The organism is Mixta theicola, from assembly GCF_002895925.1.
GTDB classification, from domain to species: Bacteria; Pseudomonadota; Gammaproteobacteria; order Enterobacterales; family Enterobacteriaceae; genus Mixta; species Mixta theicola.
In genome coordinates this window covers 57,795-78,632 of record NZ_NWUO01000002.1, presented here as the reverse complement: position 1 = coordinate 78,632, position 20,838 = coordinate 57,795, and the positions used below count along the sequence as shown (strand labels likewise).

Here is a 20,838-nt window from a genome sequence, read left to right as displayed (position 1 = left end):
GGCGCGCATCTTAGCACAGCCTTCGGGGAATTACTTCTCATCGGGACGATGCAGAAAGCTGACCGCCTGCTGCAGATCGCGGGTACGCGGCGTGGGCGGCAGGCTGTTAAGAAATACCGCGCCATAAGGCCGCATTACCAGCCGGTTATCGCAAATTACCAGCACGCCGCGGTCGTCCACGTCGCGGATCAGACGCCCAACGCCCTGCTTAAGCGTAATCACCGCATCGGGCAGCTGCACCTCATCGAAAGGATCGCCCCCGCGCAGACGGCAATCCTCCATGCGCGCCTTAAGCAACGGATCGTCCGGCGAGGTAAACGGCAATTTATCGATAATCACCAGCGACAGCGCATCGCCGGGAACGTCCACCCCTTCCCAGAAGCTGCTGGTCGCTACCAGCAGCGCATTGCCCGCCTCAATAAACTGTTTAAGCAGCTGCGCTTTGCCGGTTTCGCCCTGTAGCAGCACTGGCAGCGTCAGGCTGGCGCGAAACTCTTCCGCCAGCGCGCGCATCATCTGGTGTGAGGTACAAAGAAAAAAGCAGCGGCCGTTATTGGCTTCAATCAGCGGCAGCAGGCGGCGCGCCAGCTGTTTCGCGCCGCCCGGTTGATTAGGCGACGGCAGATCGCGCGGCACGCAGAGCAACGCCTGGCGCGCATAGTCAAACGGGCTGTTCAGGATCATGCTCTGCGCCTGATGTACGCCAAGTCGATCCATAAAGTGGGTCATCCGTTCATTTACCGCCAGCGTTGCCGAGGTAAAAATCCAGGCCGCCGGACGTTCAGCGATCACTTCGCGAAAGCGCTCGGCGACGGAAAGCGGCGTCAGCGCCAGCACAAAATGTCGTGAGGTGCATTCGTACCAGTAGCTGAAGCCGGGCTCGCTGATATTTTTTAACCGCTTCAGCCGGTTACGATACTGCGAGGCGCGCTCAAAGGCGGCATCCAGCAGCGCCGAGCGTCCCAGCGACATTTTCGCCACGTCATAGCAAAGCTCCAGCGCATCATCCAGCAGAGTCAGGGCGCGCTGTACGTCACGGTCGTTCAGGATCTCGCGAAGATTGCCGCGAAAGCCCGGATCGCCTAACGCCAGCCGAAAATCCTGCGCGCTTTGCGCCAGCCGGTCGGCCGCTTTTTGCAGCTGCTGTACGTCCCGCACTTCGGTGCGATAGGCAATAATAATATCTTTCGCCAGATCAAGCAGCTGTCGGCTGGAAAGCTGCTGACCAAAATACTGGCTGGCAATATCGGGCACCTGATGCGCTTCGTCGAAGATCATCACCTCCGCTTCGGGGATCAGTTCGGCAAACCCGCTCTCCTTTACCACCATATCGGCCAGGAACAGATGGTGGTTAACCACCACCACGTCGGCATCCATTGCCCGGCGACGAGCCTTAACCACAAAGCATTCTTTATACAGCGGGCAATCATTACCGAGGCAGTTATCATTGGTGCTGGTCACCAGCGGCCAGATCGCACTGTCTTCCGCCACGCCGCTACAGCTGCTAATGTCGCCATCCGACGTTTCGCTGGCCCAGCTGCGCAGATAAACCAGGTCGCTGAGCGTTTGTACGGTCAGCTCGCCGCCGGTCATGCTCTGCTGCTCCAGACGTTCAAGACAGAGATAATTAGCGCGCCCTTTCAGCAACGCCGTTTTGCCTGTATACGCCAGCGCCTTTGCTACTTTCGGCAGATCGCGGCTGTAGAGCTGATCCTGTAACGCTTTTGATCCGGTGGAGATAATCGCTTTTTTGCCGGCACGTAATACCGGCACCAGATAGGCGTAGGTTTTTCCCGTGCCGGTTCCGGCTTCTACTACCAGCTCACCGCGTTGTTCAATCGCCTGCGTGACCGCCACCGCCATTTGCTGCTGCGCCTCACGCGGCCGGAAACCGGGTATTGCCTGCGCCAAAGCGCCATCGGCTGCAAAATCGTCTGCCACATATCCTCACTGGTTGCGTTAAAACGGCCTGATTATGTCAGTATTGCCGCTTGCGCTCTATAACTGTTGGCCGCGCCCGGCGATAAAAGCACGGCCGCCTGCCGTCATTTTAATGACAGCGCAGGCTTAACTGTGCCAGGCTAACGGCGAAAAAAATGGAATAAGGAAATAAGCTATGTCAGTTACCCGTATCGATCCTGAACATCGTATGTCGGAAGCGGTGATCCACAACGATACCGTTTATTACACCAGCGTGCCGGAAAATCTGGATGACGATGCTGAAGCGCAAACGGCGAATGCGCTGGCCGTCATCGACAGGCTGCTGACCCGCGTTGGCTCGGATAAAAGCCGCATTCTGGACGCCACTATTTTTCTGGTTGATAAAGCGGATTTCGCCGCGATGAACCGGGCCTGGGATGCCTGGGTTGCACCAGGCAACGCCCCGGTGCGCTGCACCGTTCAGGCCGGTTTAATGAACCCAAAATATAAAGTAGAAATTAAAATTATCGCGGCGCTAAATCCGGCCTGATTACGCCTCGTCTTCCTCGTCATCTTCGAAGAGCGCTGCAACGTGTCCGCCAGTATGCGTCTGGCGGATCTCCTGGGCCACCCGGGTAATCGCCTCTCCGCTACTCATCCCTTCGGCCATCAGCTGATGGATACGCTCCACCGCCTGCTGCTGCTGTTCATGGCTTAATGCCGGTAAACCTGTAGACATAATGGCTCCTGTTAATAGTTGAAGCTGACAACAACGCGCCTGAACTTCCTGTGCGTTGACTGGCCAGCCGTCTGGGTACTTTGCGGTAAACAAACAGATGCCAGCAGCGGAAAAATATGCCAGGCTTGCCGTTTGACCACCACAAACGCTGCTAAAAGTGATGCCCGTAGTCTACCACGCTTTACCTTATACGCCTGATGCGCTTTCTGAACTGTTTGGTCGCGTAGCGCATTTGCCCTGGGCGATGCTGCTCAGCTCCGGCTTTGCCGATCATCCCGATAGCCGTTTCGATATTATGGTGGCCGACCCCATTGCCACGCTGGAGACGCGCGGGTCATTAACCCGAATCATAAAAGGTGACGTTGTCACCGAATCAACTGCAGATCCGCTGAGTTTACTGGAGGCCGAGCAGACCATCCTGCTCTCTGCGGTTACGCTACGCGAAGACCTGCCGTTTCAGGGCGGCGCGCTCGGCCTGTTTGGTTACGATTTAGGCCGCCGGTTTGAGCGTCTGCCGCAGCAGGCCGCAGCGGATATTGCTACGCCAGATATGGCGACCGGCATCTATAACTGGGCGCTAATTGCCGACCATCAACAACAAACGCTGACGCTGGTCGATCATCAGCCGGAAGGTGAACGGCTGCGCTGGCTGTACGAGCTGCCGTTGCCGCCTGCCGCCGTGCCTTTTCGCCTGACCCGCCGCTGGCAGTCAAATATGACGCCGGAAGGCTACCGTGAACGCTTCGATCGTATTCAGGCCTGGCTACAGGCGGGCGATTGCTATCAGGTCAACCTGGCTCAACGCTTTCAGGCGAGCTACGAAGGCGATGAGTGGCAGGCGTTCCGGCAGCTTAACGACAGCAACTGTGCGCCCTTCAGCGCTTTTTTACGCCTGCCGGATAGCGTCATTGTTAGCCTGTCGCCGGAGCGTTTCCTTTCGCTAAAGCACGATGTTATTGAAACCCGCCCGATTAAGGGCACGCTGCCGCGTCTGGCGGATGAGCAGGCCGATCGGCTGCAGGCGCGCCGGCTGGCGGAGTCGGAAAAGGATCGCGCCGAAAACCTGATGATTGTCGATCTGCTGCGCAATGATATTGGCCGCGTCGCGGTGCCCGGCAGCGTGCGGGTGCCGGAGCTGTTCGTGGTTGAGCCTTTTCCTGCGGTACATCATCTGGTCAGTACCATTCGCGCCCGCCTGAAGCCAGAGCTGAGCGCCGGCGATTTGCTGCGTGCCTGCTTCCCAGGCGGATCGATTACCGGTGCGCCCAAGGTGCGGGCGATGGAGATCATTGAGGCGTTAGAGCCGCAGCGCCGTAACGCCTGGTGTGGCAGCATCGGTTATCTGAGCTGCTGCGGCAGAATGGACAGCAGCATTACCATTCGCACGCTCATTGCGGAAGGCGGCCAGCTTTACTGTGCGGCAGGCGGCGGTATCGTTGCCGATAGCGAGGCCGGACTGGAATATCAGGAAACGCTGCATAAGCTGGGCCGTATTTTACCGCTGCTGGAGGATGGAATGTCCGATGACCTCGCCGCTGACGCTTGATATTTTCCTGACGCGCTTCCAGCTTCAGCCGCCCCCGCCGTCGCCGGCGTTATTGCCCGCACGCCGTCAGGCGGCGGTGCTGGTGCCGATTGTTGCGCGCCAGCAGCCGGGCCTGCTGTTAACGCGGCGTGCTCCCTGGCTGCGCAAACATGCGGGCCAGGTGGCTTTTCCCGGCGGCATGCGTGATGCCAGCGATCCCTCTCTGCCCTTTACCGCGCTGCGTGAGGCGCAGGAAGAGATCGCGCTACGGGCGCAGGATGTGCGACTTATTGGCACGCTGCCGCCGGTAGGCAGCAGCAGCGGCTTTCAGGTTACCCCGGTGGTTGGAATTATTGCGCCCGACTTGCCCCTGCAGCCCAGCGCGGATGAAGTGGATGCCATTTTTGAAATGCCGCTGCAGGAGGCGCTGCGCCTTGCGCGCTATACGTCGCTGGATATTCATCGCGACGGTATTCGTCATCAGGTCTGGCTTTCCTGGTATCAGCAATATTTTGTCTGGGGCATGACGGCGGGCATTATCCGCCAGCTGAGCCTACAAATTATGCCGGAACTGGCTGTGCGTTAACCAAATAAAAGTTGGGCAAAAAGTATCCTTTCCGTGATTTTTCACTAAATATTCCTGAGTAAGCGATCCAAATCACTTCCTTATTCCCACAAAGTAGTTATATTTGGCGCGCCGACTCACCAGGAAGTTTCTGAGGTGTTTCGCCTGATTCAGGCTCAGGAAACAAGCCCGCGCAACCGTTTCTCGTTCGGCTTATTTCGCCTGATCAAAATGATATTTTTTAGCTGAATGAATAAATTTATTTCATGCGAAAAGATGAATTTTTAACCATCAGGATCATTACTATACCCTACGTAATTCGCGTTGCAGGCAGGCGACGGCACCGTGAATCCTCAGGAGCTTACAGCGGTAAGTGACCGGAGTGAACGCGGAAAGCCAACACCCATGCAACCTGAAGTATGATGGGTATATACGCAGTGCATATTCTGCTGCGATATTAATAATTAAGGAGCGTGTAGCGTGATTAGCGTTTTCGACATGTTTAAGATCGGCATAGGTCCGTCCAGTTCCCATACTCTGGGTCCGATGAAAGCCGGCAAACAGTTTGTCGATGATTTGAGCCGGGATAACCGGCTGTTGGACGTTACGCGCATCGCCGTGGAAGTGTACGGCTCGCTTTCACTCACCGGTAAAGGGCACCATACCGATATTGCCATTATTATGGGCCTTTCCGGCGCCTCGCCTGAAAGCGTGGATATTGATGCTATTCCTGCCTTTATCCGTGATGTTGAGCAGCGCGAGCGTCTGCTGCTGGCAAACGGACAGCATGAGGTCGATTTTCCGCGCGAAGGCGGCATGAATTTCCGCAGCGAAAACCTTTCACGCCATGAGAACGGCATGCGTATTCATGCGTTCGCGGGCGAAACCTGTATCTACAGCAAAACCTATTACTCTATCGGCGGCGGCTTTATCGTTGATGAAGAACATTTTGGCGAGCCGGTGCTGGATGAAGTATCGGTGCCCTATCCGTTTAATTCCGCGAAAGAGCTGCTGGCGCACTGCCGTGAAACCGGCCTTTCTCTTTCCGGCCTGGTAATGAAAAACGAGCTGGCATTGCATAGCCGCCAGGAGATCGAAAGCTATTTCGCCGCCGTCTGGCAGACCATGCGCGACTGTATCGATCGCGGGCTTAATACCGAAGGCGTGCTGCCCGGCCCGCTGCGGGTTCCGCGTCGCGCCGCCGCGCTGCGTCGGATGCTGGTCTCTTCCGGCAAGCACTCTAACGATCCGATGAACGTTATCGACTGGGTGAATATGTTTGCGCTGGCGGTCAATGAAGAGAATGCCGCCGGTGGACGAGTCGTAACTGCGCCCACCAACGGCGCCTGCGGTATCGTGCCTGCCGTGCTGGCCTACTACGATCATTTTATCGAATCGGTAAGTCCCGATATTTTTATCCGTTATTTCCTGGCGTCGGGCGCCGTCGGCGTGCTGTATAAAATGAACGCCTCTATCTCCGGCGCGGAAGTAGGCTGTCAGGGCGAAGTGGGCGTGGCCTGCTCGATGGCGGCGGCGGGTCTGGCAGAGCTGCTGGGCGCCAGTCCGGAACAGGTATGCGTTGCTGCGGAGATCGGCATGGAACATAACCTCGGTCTGACCTGCGATCCGGTTGCCGGTCAGGTACAGGTTCCCTGCATCGAACGTAACGCTATCGCATCGGTAAAAGCGATTAACTCGGCGCGTATGGCGCTGCGTCGTACCAGCGAACCGCGCGTATCGCTGGATAAAGTGATCGAAACGATGTACGAAACCGGCAAAGATATGAATGCCAAATATCGGGAAACCTCACGCGGCGGCCTGGCGATTAAGGTGCAGTGCGATTAAAAACCGCCTGCGCGGGAAGCTCAGACCGATCGTAAAGACGCAAAAACGTCATCCCTGACAGCTCGGCCCGCGCCCTCCATGGCGCGGGACGCTTGACTCTTCTGCCTGGGCTTGCCGCGCTTTAAGATTGGGTGTCGTTTGTCTGAACATTCCGCTCAGGCACATTTCATTCATTCCCCGCTTTAGGATATTTCACCACGCTCGCATCCGTTTCAGGCGAGACGGTTTGACCTTGCCGCCTGACGCTTTTCACCCGCTCCCGCCGCAACGTCTTTTTTACCAACGCGGCTAAACTTACTGGCGCCGTTGCCGATATGCAACTTGTCGGAATTTTATTAGGGTGTTAAGGGCGGCTACGGATGCAAATATCCCAGCAGATTATTGGACAACTTCGTCGGAAACGGCTGTTCATCGCGTCGATAGTTGCTGCACTGGTGCTTATCCTTACCTTAACCTTGCGCTTTTGCGAAGAAAAAAAACATATCGAACAGCAATCGCAACAGTTTGCCAGTAACGCTATTCAGCGTTTCGTTCGCCTTTTCTCCCCGCTGGAGGTGGCGGCTAATAATACGGTCGGTCTGGTTGGGCTTAAATGCAACGATATTCGTTTTTTGCTGAATGAAAAAATCTCCGCCATGCAAACCGTGCGCGCCATCCTGCTGGTCGATAATGACCGTATCTACTGCTCCAGCGTCTTTGGCGATCAGTCGCTCAACTTCAGCGAGAGCTATCCCGAACTGGCGGTTAACAATCAGCGCATGTTGCTGAGCGTAGATGATTTCCTGATAAAAGGTTCGCCGGTTTTGCTGCTCTGGACCGCCAGCTCGCTGGATAATCGCAGCGGTATCCTGCAGGTTATTAATATCGAGTTGATGAGTCACTATCTGCTGGAGCCCGCGCTGCCCTGGGTAGAGCGCGCTGTTTTTAACGTCGGCGGCAAAAGCCTGGAATATGGCAATCCGCTGATTGAAAACACACGACCCGCGGAAGATGAGGTGAGCTATCAACAGGTATCGTTGCGCTACCCTTTTAGCATTACCTTGTACGGGCCAGCGCCAACGCGTCTGGCCTTGCTGACGCTGCCCTCGCAGCTGCCGCTCGCCCTGCTGCTTAGCCTGCTGACCGGCTATATTGTCTGGCTGGCGACGGCCAACCGTATGAGCTTTTCCTGGCAGATCAGCTATGGCCTGTCAGCGCGCGAGTTTATGGTTTACTGCCAGCCGCTTATCGATAGCCGCACCGGCGACTGCGACGGTATTGAACTGCTGCTGCGCTGGCATAACCCGCGCCAGGGCTGGATACCGCCGGATCTGTTTATTCCGCTGGCCGAGCGACACAATCTGATCGCTCCCCTGACCCGCTTTGTCCTTAACGAAACCGTGCGTCATTTGCCGCAGCTGCCGCAGTGCGCCAATTTTCATATTGCGATCAACGTCGCCGCCAGCCATTTCCACAACCGGGCAATTATTAGTGATTTACAAAAACTCTGGTGGTCGGCCAATCCGCTACCGCGGCTGATGGTGGAATTAACCGAGCGCGATGCGCTGCCGCTGATGGATCAGAGTGTGGTGGCGCAGCTGCAACAGTCAGGCATCAGGGTCGCCATTGATGATTTCGGCACCGGTCACAGCTCGCTTTCCTATCTGAAAACCTTAAGCCCGGATGTATTGAAGCTGGATAAGATCTTTACCGCCGCAATTGGCACCGATGCGATTAACGCAACGGTAACGGAAATGGTGATTTCTCTGGCGCAGCGCCTGCATATCAGGCTGGTGGCGGAAGGCGTGGAAACCGCCGAACAGGCCAGCTATCTGTGCCAGCACGGCGTTGATACCTTGCAGGGCTACTATTATGCCCGTCCGATGCCGCTGGAGATGTTTCCGGCATGGCTGGCCCGGCATCAGGCCAGCCTGACAGACTGATTGCCGGGACAACCCGCACCGGCAAGCGCATCAGCTTTCGTCGTCGTCCTGCGGCCGATCTTTGCTGATACGTACCAGATCGATACGATAGTCGGTCGCTTCGACAATCACGAAGTGCAGCGGCGGCATATCAATAGTTTCACCCGGCAGCGGCAGCTGACCTTTCTGAGCAATAAGCAGACCGGCCAGCGAAGCATAATCATCGCCCGGCTTAACCAGCTCAAAATAGTCCAGCCGTTGCTGCAGGGAATGCAAGTCGGTGCCGCCTTTTACCAGCCAGCCGTCACCGTCGATAACAATATCCGGCGTTTCATCTTCATCCGGGAATTCACCGGCAATGGCTTCCAGCACGTCAAGCGGCGTAACCAGCCCCTGTACCACGCCAAATTCATTGGTGACCAGCACAAAGCTGCCTTTTGCCCGCCGCAGCACGCCCAGCAGATTAATCGGGTCCAGCGTTTCCGGCACGATCAGCGGCGGCGATGAGGCGGCGAAAGTATGGATATTGATACCCTGCTCCAGCGCGACCAGCAGATCTTTTGCGCGCACGATGCCAATAACCTCATCCAGCTCACCACGGCAAACCGGGAACAGACTATGCGGCGTGTCAAGCAGCTGCATGCGGATCTCATCCAGCGGCCTGCTGGCGTCCACCCAGGAGATTTCACCGCGCGGCGTCATAATGCTGCGAATCGAGCGCGATGCCAGCGTCAATACGCCGTTAATCATATAGCGCTCTTCATCCTTAAAGGTTTCCTGCGGCAGCCTCTGGTTTTCCGCCGAGCGCTGTCCGGCTTCAGCGCCTGACGATCCGCCACGGCGGCCGCCCATCAGCCGTAAAATCGCTTCTGCGGTACGCTCACGCATCGGGCGATGCGACTGATGGCGGATAAAGTTACGCCGTGCGATCTGGTTGAACAGCTCAATCAGGATCGAGAAGCCAATCGCCGCGTACAGATACCCTTTAGGAATATGGAAGCCAAAGCCTTCCGCGACCAGGCTCAGGCCGATCATCAGCAGGAAGCTCAGGCACAGCACCACTACGGTCGGATGCGCATTCACAAAATTAGTGAGCGGTTTCGACGCCAGCAGCATAATGCCCATGGCGATAACCACGGCGGTCATCATAATGGGTAAATGGTTCACCATGCCCACGGCGGTAATCACCGCATCCAGCGAGAAAACGGCGTCCAGCACCACAATCTGAATCACCACCGCCCAGAAGCTGGCGTAATTTTTATTGCCGTTGCTGTCCTGCGGATGGTTTTCCAGCCGCTCATGCAGCTCCATCGTGGCCTTAAACAGCAAAAAGAGACCACCAGCCAGCAGGATGAGATCGCGTCCGGCAAAGCTGAACTGCCCGATGCTAAACAGCGGTCGGGTCAGGGTCACCATCCAGGAAATTAACGACAGCAGGCCCAGACGCATCAACAGCGCCAGCGACAAGCCAATCAGGCGCGCTTTGTCACGCTCCTTAGGCGGCAGCTTATCGGCAAGGATGGCGATAAAAACCAGGTTATCAATCCCCAGCACGATCTCCAGAACAATAAGCGTCAGCAGACCGGCCCAAATCGAAGGGTCTAAAAGAAATTCCATTACAGACTCCGAAAAAAGCAGCAGGAAAACCGAACGCCGGGTTCAACGACCGTAGCGCGACAGAGAAGAAAAGCAGAACCGAGGGTGACGCCAGAAGACGTTAAGAAAGAAGCCGGATGACCCGGTGGCATGAATAAACGACGTCGGTGACAGTCCATAGGGAGGGCTGAGGCCCGTTACTCCTGTAGCAAAAAAGAGAAAGGAATAGTAGCAGCTGACACATTGCCGTCAAAATAATTTCTTAAAGTTAACAAAAATTTACCTTCGTTTAATTCTGCGGTCTTATTCTTCGCATCGAAACGGCAAGCCTGCAAATACTGAGGCTGGTCACATAATTTATTTTTTCACACACTAAAATAAATCCCGAAGTTATCTTTAGTCTGTCAGTTATATAAAAAGAAGCACTCCACTGACGGCAAGGCCTGCATGTTCATTACCGTTGAAACCAGCATAGCCCAGATAACAGCGTTGGCGGATCGGTGTTGGACTGAATCGCTCAATAATGTAAACGGAGGTAGCAAGTGACTATTGCTATTGTAATCGGCACACACGGTTGGGCGGCGGAGCAGCTGCTCAAAACCGCCGAAATGCTATTAGGCGAGCAGCAAAACGTCGGCTGGATCGATTTCGTGCCCGGCGAAAATGCTGAAACCCTGATTGAAAAATACCATGCGCGTCTCGCTGAACTTGATACCAGCAAAGGCGTGCTCTTTCTGGTCGATACCTGGGGAGGCAGTCCATTCAACGCGGCCAGCCGTATCGTTGTGGATAAAGAACTGCATGAGGTTATCGCTGGCGTCAACATTCCGATGCTGGTGGAAACCCTGATGGCGCGGGATGACGATCCCGCATTTGACGAGCTGGTGGCCATTGCGGTGGAAACCGGTCGTGAAGGCGTAAAAGCGCTGAAAGCCAAAGCGCCGGAGCCGGTTTCTGCCCCGGCGGCGGCCCCTGCCCGTTCAGCCGCGCCGCAGCCGGTGCTGGGCCCGGAAGATCATATGAAAATCGGGCTGGTGCGCATTGATGACCGTCTGATTCATGGCCAGGTAGCGACACGCTGGACTAAGGAGACCAACGTATCGCGCATTATTGTCGTCAGTGATGAAGTCGCAGCCGATAAGGTGCGCAAAACCCTGCTCACTCAGGTGGCACCGCCGGGCGTCAGCGCGCACGTGGTGGATGTCGCTAAAATGGTGCGCGTCTGGAATAACCCTAAATATGCCCGCGATCGCGTAATGCTGCTGTTCACCAACCCAACCGACGTGGTGCGGGTCGTTGAGCAAGGCGTAGAGGTGAAATCCGTCAATATCGGCGGCATGGCTTTCCGTCAGGGAAAAACCCAGGTCAATAATGCCGTTTCAGTGGATAACAATGATATTGAGGCATTCAAAAAATTAAACGCTCGCGGTATCGAACTGGAAGTGAGAAAAGTCTCTAACGATCCACGGCTGAAAATGATGGATCTGATCGCCAAAATGAACCACTGATCGCCATCCCAACCGCCTGATACTTCAGGTTTTACGTAGTCTTACTCTGCCACAGGAGAAGTGCAATGGAAGTCACCACTCTACAAATTGCGCTGGTGTTTATTGTCGCCTGTATTGCCGGTGTGGAATCCATTCTGGATGAGTTCCAGTTTCACCGGCCGCTGGTCGCCTGTACGTTAATCGGCGCCGTGCTGGGCGATATGAAAACCGGCATTATTATCGGCGGTACGCTGGAAATGATCGCGCTGGGCTGGATGAATATCGGGGCAGCCGTCGCACCGGACGCCGCGCTGGCCTCGATTATTTCCACCATCCTGGTTATTGCTGGCGGTCAAAGCATCGGTGCCGGTATCGCCCTGGCGATCCCTCTGGCCGCCGCAGGCCAGGTCTTAACCATTATCGTGCGTACTATCACCGTTGCTTTCCAGCACGCGGCGGATAAAGCGGCGGAAAAAGGTAACCTCACCGCTATTTCCTGGATCCACGTTACCGCGCTGATTTTACAGGCGATGCGTATCGCCATCCCCGCAGTGATTGTTGCCGTATCCGTTGGTACCGACGCGGTCCAGACCATGCTGAGCTCCATCCCGGAAGTGGTGACCAGCGGTCTGAATATTGCGGGCGGCATGATTGTCGTGGTGGGTTACGCGATGGTCATCAATATGATGCGCGCTGGCTATCTGATGCCGTTCTTCTACCTGGGCTTTGTTACCGCCGCCTTTACCGATTTCAACCTGGTTGCGCTGGGCGTGATTGGCGTGGTGATGGCCGCGCTCTATATTCAGCTCAGTCCAAAATATAACCGTGCCGCTGGTGGCGCTGCGCCTGCTTCAGGCCCTGCCCAAAACGACCTGGATAACGAATTAGATTAAGGGGTGTGAAAATGGTAGATACAACTGCAGCAACGGCAAAAAAACTGACGCGCGGCGATGTGCGCGGCGTCTTCCTGCGCTCCAATCTCTTTCAGGGCTCGTGGAACTTTGAACGTATGCAGGCGCTGGGCTTCTGCTTCTCAATGGTTCCGGCTATCCGTCGGCTTTACCCGGAAAATAATGAGGAGCGCCGTCAGGCCATCAAGCGACACCTGGAGTTTTTTAATACCCATCCCTATCCGGCTGCGCCGATACTGGGCGTAACGCTGGCGATGGAAGAACAGCGGGCCAACGGCGCCCCCATTGACGATGCGGCGATCAACGGCATTAAAGTGGGCCTGATGGGGCCGCTGGCTGGGGTCGGCGATCCGATATTCTGGGGAACCATGCGTCCGGTCTTCGCCGCGCTGGGCGCCGGTATTGCCATGAGCGGCAGCCTGCTCGGTCCGGTACTGTTCTTTGTGCTGTTTAATCTGGTACGCCTGCTGTTCCGCTATTACGGCGTGGCGTATGGCTACAAAAAAGGGGTGGACATTGTTAACGATATGGGCGGCGGCTTCCTGCAAAAACTGACAGAGGGGGCGTCGATTCTCGGCCTGTTTGTCATGGGGGCGCTGGTTAATAAGTGGACTCACGTCAACATCCCGCTGGTGGTTTCGCGTATTACCGACCAAACCGGTAAAACCACCGTTACCACGGTACAATCGATTCTCGATCAGCTGATGCCGGGGCTGGTGCCGCTGCTGCTCACCTTTGCCTGTATGTGGCTGCTGCGCCGTAAAGTAAACGCGCTGTGGATTATCATCGGCTTCTTTGTTATCGGTATTTTTGGTTACTGGATCGGCCTGCTGGGCCTGTAATCACCGCGTCAGACGGCCAGTCGCTCACTGCGATTGGCCGTTTTTTTATCCAGCCCTGCCCACTGTTGTTATCTGAGGAGTCGCCATGTCGTTAACCGACGTTGTCCTGGTGCTGTTTATTGTTCTGCTGCTGCTGTACACCATTTACGATCAGGGAATTATGCCGCGTCGTCACGGTAAGACCCTGCTGCAAGTTCCCCTGCAGCGTCGCAGTAAAGTCGATAATATTATTTTTATCGGCCTGATAATGATTCTTATTTATAATAACGTGAGCCAACATGGCCCGGTAATAACCACCACATTATTGATGGCATTAATTGTGGTTGCGGTTTATCTCTCCTGGATCCGCACGCCACAGTTATTACTTAAAAACCAGGGGCTTTTCTTCGCCAACGTCTGGATTAATTATGACCGTATAAAAAGTATGAATTTATCCGAAGATGGGATTCTGGTTATTCAACTGGAACAGAGAAACCTGTTAATCAGAGTGAGAAAGCTGGACGATTTGGAAAAAATTCATCATGTAATGCTTGAAAATCAATGAGATAAAATATAGCAAAAGGCATATTCCATTTGCTATATTATTGCGCATAAATTGCCTGCTCTGATTATTTCGTCATCATTCCCTTAACATTAACAGGATTATTTTTACCTCTGGTTAGCACCCCGACATATAATATCCATACGATCCGTCGTGACACTATTTTTATTTTGACGAAAAAAGATAATGTGGTAAGGTGAGCGCCGTTCCTGGGGAGTAGCCGATTTCTGTTATTAATACAGAAATGCACCTGTCAACATACTCGTTGTTATAACAACGTGCACGTGCGACCTTTTACGGTAGGCGAGACCATTGACCGATGTGCCTGTCTGGTTGGGAAGGCGCGTCAGGTTATGGTATTCCCAGCCGAGGTTACGACTTCGATGACTTTTTCCGCTCTGCTTATTCTTGCCTTTGGCATGTCAATGGATGCGTTTGCCGTCGCTATCGGTAAAGGCGCCGCCCTGCAACGTCCACAGCTACGCGAAGCGCTGCGCACCGGACTGATTTTTGGTGTGATTGAAACGCTGACGCCGCTGGTAGGCTGGTCGCTTGGTCAGTTCGCTACGCATTTTGTCGCCCGCTGGGATCACTGGATCGCCTTTACCCTGCTCTGTTTTTTAGGCGGACGTATGCTGATTGAAGGCTGCCGCCAGCAGCCCGTGACGGCGATGCCCTGTGAACCGGCAACGCAGCATGGGCTGGCTCTGCTGGCCACCACCGCCATTGCCACCAGCCTGGATGCGATGGCGATTGGCGTTAGCCTGGCGTTTATGCAGGTAAACATTATCCTGACCGCGCTGCTGATTGGCCTCTCTACCTTTACCATGACCACTGTCGGCGTCCTGATTGGCCGCCTGATCGGGCCGCTACTGGGCAAACGCGCTGAGATCCTCGGCGGCGCGGTGCTGATTGCCATCGGCGGTCAGATCCTGTGGGCCCATCTCGCCTGAGACCGCAGATTAACCACGGCGCCAAAGACGCACGATAAAATCCGCCTCGCTGTTAAACTGCACGCTGTCGCGCAGCGCTTGCCACACTTCCGGGCTGGCGCGCCAGGCAAAAGGCGTCATTTGCAGCAGCGTCACCGCATCCGCACCGGTCAGCGTTAACGGGTACGCCAGCTGCTGTTCCGCTTCCAGCGTAAATCCCGGCAGGTTTTCCTGTTGCGTATCATGCAATTTGACCTGCGAATAGATCAGCGCCTTAAACTGCAGCAGATGGCGCGGCCCAGGCGTTACGGTCAGCAAACAGCCGCCGCTGCGTATTACGCGCGCCAGTTCATCAGCCTTACAGGGCGCGTAGATGCGTAGTACGCCGTCCAGCGAAGCATCGGCAAACGGCAGACGATGACTGGAAGCCACGCAAAAATCGATATGGCGATAGCGTTTTGCCGCGGCCCGAATCGCCACTTTAGCGACGTCCAGCCCGCAAACGTCGGCCTGTTTTCCCAACGCATCGGCAACCGCTGCGGTGTAATAACCTTCGCCGCAGCCAATATCCAGCACGCTGGCCGACGCGGGTAACTGCTGCGCTAACAGAGAAGCCACTCGCTGCTGCAGCGGCTGATAATAACCGGCGTCAAGAAACTGCCGACGCGCCTGCATCATTTCCGCGCTGTCGCCGGGCTCTTTGGATCGCTTATGCTGCACCGGCAGTAGGTTAACGTAACCCTCTTTTGCCCGATCGAACTGATGTTGTCGCGCACAGCGCCAGCTGTGATGAACCAGCGTTAACGGCTGCTGACAGAGGGGACAAAGATAATCCATGGTCTTTTTCTCTGGCTGAATCAGGCGCGCAGTTTACACGCTGCGGGCAATAGCGTCATCCGCCAAAAAGAAAGGCCCCGGTCATTAACCGGGGCCTTTGCCTTCTCTCTACGCGATACCCGAAGGGCCGCGTGAAAAGGAAAACAGGCTATCAGATAGCGACAACGTTAACCGCAGCCGGACCTTTCTGACCATCCTGAATTTCGAACTCGACGTTCTGGCCTTCAGCCAGCGTTTTGAAGCCGTTACCCTGGATAGCAGAAAAGTGAACGAATACATCTTTACTGCCATCTGCCGGAGTAATAAAGCCAAAACCTTTGGATTCGTTGAACCACTTAACCTGACCTTTAATTTTTGCCATCTTTGTAATTCCTTAGAATGTTTATTTGCCCGAAGGCGACTGACAGAAAACCAGAGACATTACTGAATGAGGCACTAATATAAGGTTCGGCAAGGAAGCGGTATTCAACGTCAACGTCTTTACTCATTACTTCTTTACTGAAGATGCCATACATAAACAGAACTGTACCTCGTTTTGCTTAATAGCGTTATCACATATTCGATAATTTATGGCAAGTAATTTTTAAACGGCGATCGACCTGCCGCACATTTATTGTGGATTCATTACAAGCTTTGCACATTTATGCATTAAGAAACGATAAATGACATTCCCACAGGTTGGACACTTAAGGGCTTTACAGAGCCTGCATCCAGCGACCTGTGGGCCTGGAGAGACCGACTTCTCAGCCAGCGCCCTTTTCCATTTCTCACGGTAGCTGAAGATTATTGCATAATTATGGCAAGTTTAATTCACGTTTTTTCATGGTTTTTGCACTGTTGCAGAACCAGACAATAGCAGAAAATGTGGGTATATAATCCGCCTGTAGGTAGTGAATCTGATGCCCTGCACCAAAAACGGGAATATATAAATTTATCTGCCCCAAATAAACGCAACGCTGTTATTTAAAACTTATTCCGATTTTTTGAATAAGGCGAAGGCGCTTATCTCAGCATGAGCGTTACACTATTAAATCAGCTTCCGCCGTTATCAGATTATTCCTGGTTTATATTATTCAGACTGGCCCTTTCTCCTATTATCCAGGGGCGAAAACGCATTTTGCTCTGGTTAACCGCCTCAAGCGCCCGCGCCAGCTCCCGTGGCGGTTCATCCAGCGCTTCATCAGCCAGTTCGAACACGCCCCAGTGGACAGGAATGGTTACCGGAGCGCCAATAGCCTGGTGTAACGCGACTGACTGTTGCGGATCCATGTGCTGCCCCTGCATAAACCATTTTGGTGCATAAGCGCCTATCGGTAACGCCGCCAGATTGAATGGCCCCAGACGCCGGGCAATATCCAGCAATTTTTCCGAATAGCCGCTGTCGCCGGAGAACCAAAAGTTAAGCTTTGCCGTCGTAATGGTCCAGCCACACCAAAGCGAACGATTACGATCGTACAGCGTGCGCATACTCCAGTGACGCGCCGGTACGGCATGAAAAGTTATTCCGTGCCGCTGCGTTTGCTGCCACCAGTCAAGCTGCACAACGTGCCGGGCGCCTGCCCGACGGAACCAGGGCTCCAGCCCCAGCGGAACAATAAACTGGACCTGCGGGAAGCGGCGCAGAATGGCGTTAATGGTGGGCCTGTCGAGATGATCGTAATGATTATGCGAGATCAACACCCAGTCGAGGGAAGGCAAATCGTTGATGGCCAACGGCACAGGCGTTTTACGCTTCGGCCCATAAAAACGCAGCGGCGAAATTCTTGGCGATAACGCCGGATCGATTAAACCGTAGCGTCCATCCAGCCGTAGCATTATCGCCGCGTGGCCCAGCCACCATACGCAATCCTGTTCGCCGCTCAGATCGGCCTGCTGCCACCACTGCTGCGTAAAAGCCTCATAGCCCTGCCTTGGTGGTAAAGGCAGCCCCTGCGCTTTACGCTCCTTGCGCCAGCGCTGCAAATCGCCAGGCTGACGCAGGTCAGGCTCTGGATTGCGAAATCCTTCCGGCGTGTGGTGTGGCTTTGCAGCATCGTACCAGGGATTCTGCCATTTCATCCTTCCGCTCCTTAGCCGTTATTACTGTTTATCGCTCCGGGATCAGGCGAGTGAAATCCTGATCCTGTGCGTCATCCGCCATGTTTTTCTCACTACCGACAACCTGCTGCGTCAGCTGATGCAGAATGGCATTCTGTTTTTTCTGTTCTTCCAGCAGCGCCTCCAGCAGACGAATTTGTTCGCTGGCACGCACGCTGGCGCGATTAACAAAAAACCAGGCAATCAGGCCCACCACTGCGAAAGCGATACCGCTGATAAGCGGCATCAGGCTGGCACCGCCGTTTAACTCGTTCATAACAACCTCTGCTTGTCTTACATTACGCCGTCGATTTTACCAGGATTCGCCGTAATAAATAGCCGCTGCGCTATAACGTCGCTTTAAGCATCCTCCGATCGATCTCACCCTGCGCCCAGGCTATGCTGCCCTTTTCGGCAGCGGAGCGGGAAGCTTGCCATTTTTACAGGGAGATAGAATGAAAATATTGCTTCGAATTGTGAGTATACTGGCGCTGTTCTGGCTGGGCCTGCTGTTAACCGGCTATGGTGTTCTGACCGGAAGCCATAAAAATGTCGCCGGTATCGGTTTGCAGTGTCAGTATCTGACGGCGCGTGGAATGATCAAAGCGCAATATTTGCACAGCGACAGCGGCATTATTGGCGTGGCGGATTGCCCCATACTCAGAAAAACGTCTGAAGTGGTGGATAATAACGGGTAGGTTCGCCTGCTGCGCCAGCGGCACCTTAAAGGTGCCGCTCTGCTTGTTATCAGAAGGGATAGTCGTGGTAGCCCAGCTGTGAAGAGAGCGTCCGCCCTGCGCGATGCAGCATCGCAACATATTCATGCTTGCGCTCTTCTGAAAAACGAATCGTCGGGAAAGAGATACTCATACCGGCAATCACCACGCCGAAGCGGTCGAAAACCGGCACGGCAATACAGCGTAACCCCTCTTCCTGCTCCTCATTATCTTCGCCAAAGCCCTGTGCTTTCACCACGTCCAGCACCTTCAGCAGCTCCTCTTCGCTTCCCAGGGTATGCGGCGTGCTGCGGCAGAACTCTACCTCGCGCAGAATATCATGCACCTCGGTACGATCGCGCCAGGCCAGTAATACTTTGCCAATCGCCGTGCTGTGCAGGGGATTACGGCGTCCGATACGCGAATACATGCGCAGGTTATACAGCGAATCAATTTTATGAATATAGACGATGCTATCTTCTTCCAGCGCGCCAAGGTGAATGGTCTCTTTGGTCAGCCGTGATAGCTCACGCATCTGTATATCTGCGCTACGAATCAGATCGACGTTTTGCAACGCCCTGGCGCCCAGCTCGAACAGCTTAAGCGTTAGCGCATACTTTTCCGATTCCCCTTCCTGAGAAACATAGCCCAACGATTTCATGGTTTGAAGAAAGCGATAAACGGTACTTTTTGACATCATCACGCGCTGCGACAGTTCGGTAATTCCGTTTTCGCGCTCTTCGCCCAGCGCCTGTAATATGCCAAACACTTTTAATACAGATGAGACCGAATCCGGCTGCTTATCGCCTTCTACATTCGCCATAATCAAAGCCTTTTTAAAATTGTTTTATTAAAAATGGAACGCCATTTCCAGTATACGCGGCTCTTCCGGCCGCAGGCAATATCTGCGCGTCACAAGTGGCGCATCCGCAAGACTTTCCGAAGGGATTAAGATGCATCATGACAAAAAAGTCATTAGCATGGTGATATTCACCCTCTTTAATTTTAATGATGACTGTGACCACACTAACTGATGGTTTACCGCTGCCGCGCCGCTATGGTGCGATAGCCGCTATTGCTTTGGGGATAACCGTTGCGGTGCTTGACGGCACCATTGCCAACGTGGCCCTCCCGACGATCGCTCATGAACTCCAGGCCAGCCCGGCAGAATCCATCTGGATTATTAATGCCTATCAGCTGGCGATTATCATTTCCCTGCTTTCGTTTTCTTTTCTTGGCGATTTGCTGGGTTACCGACGTATCTATCAGGGCGGGCTGCTGCTGTTTAGCGCTACGTCACTGCTGTGCGCCTTTTCCGACTCGCTCGACATGCTGACCGTCGCCCGTATTATGCAGGGCTTTGGCGGCGCGGCGCTGATGAGCGTGAACACCGCGCTGATACGTATTATTTATCCGCAGCGACACCTGGGACGCGGCATGGCGATTAACGCGCTGATTGTCGCCGTCTCCAGCGCTGCGGGACCCACGGTTGCCGCAGCGATCCTTGCCGTTGCTTCGTGGAAGTGGCTGTTTCTGATTAACGTGCCTACGGGCCTGCTGGCGCTGCTGCTCGCCTGGCGTTTTTTACCGGATAACACGCAAAAGTCGCCGACACAGCGTTTCGATGTTATCAGTGCGATAATGAATGCGCTAACCTTCGGCCTGCTGCTGTCAGCGCTAAGCGGCGCGGCGCAGGGCCAGGACTACCGGCTTATTCTGGCCGAGCTGCTGGCGCTGCTGATTATCGGCACGCTGTTTATCCGGCGTCAGCTGACGATGACCTTTCCGCTACTGCCGGTGGATTTGCTGCGCATCCCGATTTTCTCGCTCTCTATCTGCACCTCGATATGTTCGTTTCTGGCCCAGATGCTGGCGATGGTTTCCCTGCCCTTCTTTTTACAAAGCGTACTGGGCAGAAGCGAAGTAGAAACCGGCCTGCTGTTAACGCCCTGGCCGCTGGCCACTATGATTATGTCGCCGATTGCCGGACGCCTGCTGGAGCGGTTTCATGCCGGGTTGCTGGGCGGTATCGGGCTGGCTATTTTTGCCTGTGGGCTGTTTGCGCTGGCATGGCTGCCCGCCGCGCCTGCAGATGGCGATATTATCTGGCGGATGATTTTATGCGGCGCGGGCTTTGGCCTGTTTCAGTCGCCTAATAACCACACCATGATCTCTGCCGCGCCGCGCCATCGCAGCGGCGGCGCCAGCGGTATGTTAGGCACTGCGCGCCTGCTGGGACAAACCAGCGGCGCAGCGCTGGTGGCGCTGATGTTCAATCTGTTTGATACGCACGGCACACACGCCTCGCTGCTGCTGGCGGGCCTGTTTTCCACCCTTGCCGCGCTGTTCAGTCTGTCGCGCCTGCGCCAGCCGTTGCATAAGGAGAGTTAACGGGCACGGTTCAG

General features: G+C 54.8%; 21 protein-coding genes. 12 read left to right on the top strand and 9 right to left on the bottom strand.

The features are described 5' to 3' along the window. Positions 1 to 30 precede the first annotated feature (30 nt). Complete coding sequence (locus COO59_RS02950) at positions 31 to 1,941, bottom strand: DNA repair helicase YoaA (protein ID WP_103058361.1); 1,911 nt, start codon at positions 1,939 to 1,941, stop codon at positions 31 to 33. Positions 1,942 to 2,116: 175 nt separating this feature from the next. On the opposite strand from COO59_RS02950, the gene COO59_RS02945 reads away from it, so the two are divergent. Further along, positions 2,117 to 2,470 carry a RidA family protein gene (locus tag COO59_RS02945; RefSeq protein ID WP_103058360.1) on the top strand — a complete coding sequence of 118 codons (354 nt, stop codon included), beginning with the start codon at positions 2,117 to 2,119 and terminating at the stop codon, positions 2,468 to 2,470. On the opposite strand, the gene COO59_RS02940 is transcribed toward COO59_RS02945, so the two are convergent. Continuing rightward, positions 2,471 to 2,659, bottom strand: a complete 189-nt coding sequence (locus tag COO59_RS02940) for a YoaH family protein (protein WP_103058359.1) — start codon at positions 2,657 to 2,659, stop codon at positions 2,471 to 2,473. A 160-nt stretch (positions 2,660 to 2,819) separates the two neighbouring features. Here COO59_RS02940 and pabB point away from each other — a divergent pair, with 160 nt between their 5' ends. The 4 genes from pabB (at position 2,820) to COO59_RS02915 (ending at position 8,516) form a co-directional block, all read left to right on the top strand. Then, the gene (pabB, locus tag COO59_RS02935) at positions 2,820 to 4,205 is read left to right on the top strand and encodes an aminodeoxychorismate synthase component 1 (RefSeq protein ID WP_103058358.1); all 1,386 of its coding nucleotides are present in this window, start codon (positions 2,820 to 2,822) and stop codon (positions 4,203 to 4,205) included. Then, positions 4,183 to 4,770 (top strand): CoA pyrophosphatase, encoded by a 588-nt coding sequence (locus COO59_RS02930; protein WP_409371614.1) that lies wholly within the window; start codon positions 4,183 to 4,185, stop codon positions 4,768 to 4,770. The genes pabB and COO59_RS02930 overlap by 23 nt, the downstream gene beginning before the upstream one ends. A gap of 459 nt (positions 4,771 to 5,229) precedes the next feature. Then, a complete protein-coding gene (locus tag COO59_RS02920; protein ID WP_103058355.1) occupies positions 5,230 to 6,594 on the top strand; it encodes an L-serine ammonia-lyase in 1,365 nt (454 codons plus the stop codon). Between the two features lie 359 nt (positions 6,595 to 6,953). After that, positions 6,954 to 8,516 (top strand): EAL domain-containing protein, encoded by a 1,563-nt coding sequence (locus tag COO59_RS02915; protein ID WP_103058354.1) that lies wholly within the window; start codon positions 6,954 to 6,956, stop codon positions 8,514 to 8,516. Positions 8,517 to 8,546: 30 nt separating this feature from the next. On the opposite strand, the gene COO59_RS02910 is transcribed toward COO59_RS02915, so the two are convergent. Next, positions 8,547 to 10,112, bottom strand: coding sequence for a TerC family protein (locus COO59_RS02910; protein ID WP_103058353.1), 1,566 nt, complete (start codon positions 10,110 to 10,112; stop codon positions 8,547 to 8,549). Positions 10,113 to 10,633: 521 nt separating this feature from the next. Between COO59_RS02910 and manX the strand changes: the two genes are divergently transcribed. The 5 genes from manX to mntP all read left to right on the top strand — a co-directional run bounded on the left by manX (position 10,634) and on the right by mntP (position 14,825). Then, positions 10,634 to 11,599, top strand: a complete 966-nt coding sequence (gene manX, locus COO59_RS02905; RefSeq protein WP_103058352.1) for a PTS mannose transporter subunit IIAB — start codon at positions 10,634 to 10,636, stop codon at positions 11,597 to 11,599. 65 nt (positions 11,600 to 11,664) lie between these two features. Then, positions 11,665 to 12,471, top strand: coding sequence for a PTS mannose/fructose/sorbose transporter subunit IIC (locus COO59_RS02900; protein ID WP_103058351.1), 807 nt, complete (start codon positions 11,665 to 11,667; stop codon positions 12,469 to 12,471). Between the two features lie 11 nt (positions 12,472 to 12,482). After that, positions 12,483 to 13,331, top strand: a complete 849-nt coding sequence (locus tag COO59_RS02895) for a PTS mannose transporter subunit IID (RefSeq protein WP_103058350.1) — start codon at positions 12,483 to 12,485, stop codon at positions 13,329 to 13,331. A gap of 85 nt (positions 13,332 to 13,416) precedes the next feature. Further along, positions 13,417 to 13,875, top strand: coding sequence for a DUF986 family protein (locus COO59_RS02890; protein ID WP_103058349.1), 459 nt, complete (start codon positions 13,417 to 13,419; stop codon positions 13,873 to 13,875). Between the two features lie 380 nt (positions 13,876 to 14,255). Continuing rightward, entirely contained in the window at positions 14,256 to 14,825 is a 570-nt protein-coding gene (gene mntP, locus COO59_RS02885) for a manganese efflux pump MntP (RefSeq protein WP_103058693.1), read from the top strand. Positions 14,826 to 14,834: 9 nt separating this feature from the next. Here the strand turns inward: mntP and rlmA are convergent, their stop codons facing one another. The 5 genes from rlmA to COO59_RS02860 all read right to left on the bottom strand — a co-directional run bounded on the left by rlmA (position 14,835) and on the right by COO59_RS02860 (position 17,994). Further along, positions 14,835 to 15,641 (bottom strand): 23S rRNA (guanine(745)-N(1))-methyltransferase, encoded by an 807-nt coding sequence (gene rlmA, locus COO59_RS02880; protein ID WP_103058348.1) that lies wholly within the window; start codon positions 15,639 to 15,641, stop codon positions 14,835 to 14,837. 151 nt (positions 15,642 to 15,792) lie between these two features. Continuing rightward, positions 15,793 to 16,002, bottom strand: a complete 210-nt coding sequence (gene cspE / locus COO59_RS02875; RefSeq protein ID WP_004386688.1) for a transcription antiterminator/RNA stability regulator CspE — start codon at positions 16,000 to 16,002, stop codon at positions 15,793 to 15,795. Further along, complete coding sequence (locus COO59_RS02870; RefSeq protein ID WP_103058347.1) at positions 15,989 to 16,156, bottom strand: DUF2627 domain-containing protein; 168 nt, start codon at positions 16,154 to 16,156, stop codon at positions 15,989 to 15,991. Before COO59_RS02870 ends, cspE begins: the two co-directional genes overlap by 14 nt. A 538-nt stretch (positions 16,157 to 16,694) precedes the next feature. Beyond that, positions 16,695 to 17,699, bottom strand: a complete 1,005-nt coding sequence (locus COO59_RS02865; RefSeq protein ID WP_103058346.1) for an MBL fold metallo-hydrolase — start codon at positions 17,697 to 17,699, stop codon at positions 16,695 to 16,697. 28 nt (positions 17,700 to 17,727) lie between these two features. Continuing rightward, complete coding sequence (locus COO59_RS02860; RefSeq protein ID WP_103058345.1) at positions 17,728 to 17,994, bottom strand: YebO family protein; 267 nt, start codon at positions 17,992 to 17,994, stop codon at positions 17,728 to 17,730. A gap of 178 nt (positions 17,995 to 18,172) precedes the next feature. On the opposite strand from COO59_RS02860, the gene COO59_RS02855 reads away from it, so the two are divergent. Next, positions 18,173 to 18,415, top strand: a complete 243-nt coding sequence (locus COO59_RS02855) for a YobH family protein (RefSeq protein ID WP_103058344.1) — start codon at positions 18,173 to 18,175, stop codon at positions 18,413 to 18,415. Positions 18,416 to 18,464: 49 nt separating this feature from the next. On the opposite strand, the gene kdgR is transcribed toward COO59_RS02855, so the two are convergent. Continuing rightward, a complete protein-coding gene (kdgR, locus tag COO59_RS02850) occupies positions 18,465 to 19,256 on the bottom strand; it encodes a DNA-binding transcriptional regulator KdgR (RefSeq protein WP_103058343.1) in 792 nt (263 codons plus the stop codon). A gap of 188 nt (positions 19,257 to 19,444) precedes the next feature. Here kdgR and COO59_RS02845 point away from each other — a divergent pair, with 188 nt between their 5' ends. Beyond that, complete coding sequence (locus tag COO59_RS02845) at positions 19,445 to 20,824, top strand: MFS transporter (RefSeq protein ID WP_103058342.1); 1,380 nt, start codon at positions 19,445 to 19,447, stop codon at positions 20,822 to 20,824. The last annotated feature ends 14 nt before the right edge of the window (positions 20,825 to 20,838 follow it).

Coding starts and splice junctions, on each gene's coding strand:
- COO59_RS02930 (WP_409371614.1), top strand. CDS start 4,183: ATGACCTCGCCGCTGACGCTTGATATTTTCCTGACGCGCTTCCAGCTT.
- COO59_RS02915 (WP_103058354.1), top strand. CDS start 6,954: ATGCAAATATCCCAGCAGATTATTGGACAACTTCGTCGGAAACGGCTG.
- COO59_RS02890 (WP_103058349.1), top strand. CDS start 13,417: ATGTCGTTAACCGACGTTGTCCTGGTGCTGTTTATTGTTCTGCTGCTG.
- COO59_RS02860 (WP_103058345.1), bottom strand. CDS start 17,994: ATGAACGAGTTAAACGGCGGTGCCAGCCTGATGCCGCTTATCAGCGGT.
- COO59_RS02895 (WP_103058350.1), top strand. CDS start 12,483: ATGGTAGATACAACTGCAGCAACGGCAAAAAAACTGACGCGCGGCGAT.
- kdgR (WP_103058343.1), bottom strand. CDS start 19,256: ATGGCGAATGTAGAAGGCGATAAGCAGCCGGATTCGGTCTCATCTGTA.
- COO59_RS02845 (WP_103058342.1), top strand. CDS start 19,445: ATGACTGTGACCACACTAACTGATGGTTTACCGCTGCCGCGCCGCTAT.
- COO59_RS02870 (WP_103058347.1), bottom strand. CDS start 16,156: ATGTATGGCATCTTCAGTAAAGAAGTAATGAGTAAAGACGTTGACGTT.
- COO59_RS02855 (WP_103058344.1), top strand. CDS start 18,173: ATGAAAATATTGCTTCGAATTGTGAGTATACTGGCGCTGTTCTGGCTG.
- cspE (WP_004386688.1), bottom strand. CDS start 16,002: ATGGCAAAAATTAAAGGTCAGGTTAAGTGGTTCAACGAATCCAAAGGT.
- COO59_RS02945 (WP_103058360.1), top strand. CDS start 2,117: ATGTCAGTTACCCGTATCGATCCTGAACATCGTATGTCGGAAGCGGTG.
- pabB (WP_103058358.1), top strand. CDS start 2,820: ATGCCCGTAGTCTACCACGCTTTACCTTATACGCCTGATGCGCTTTCT.
- COO59_RS02865 (WP_103058346.1), bottom strand. CDS start 17,699: ATGAAATGGCAGAATCCCTGGTACGATGCTGCAAAGCCACACCACACG.
- COO59_RS02910 (WP_103058353.1), bottom strand. CDS start 10,112: ATGGAATTTCTTTTAGACCCTTCGATTTGGGCCGGTCTGCTGACGCTT.
- COO59_RS02900 (WP_103058351.1), top strand. CDS start 11,665: ATGGAAGTCACCACTCTACAAATTGCGCTGGTGTTTATTGTCGCCTGT.
- rlmA (WP_103058348.1), bottom strand. CDS start 15,641: ATGGATTATCTTTGTCCCCTCTGTCAGCAGCCGTTAACGCTGGTTCAT.
- COO59_RS02940 (WP_103058359.1), bottom strand. CDS start 2,659: ATGTCTACAGGTTTACCGGCATTAAGCCATGAACAGCAGCAGCAGGCG.
- mntP (WP_103058693.1), top strand. CDS start 14,256: ATGACTTTTTCCGCTCTGCTTATTCTTGCCTTTGGCATGTCAATGGAT.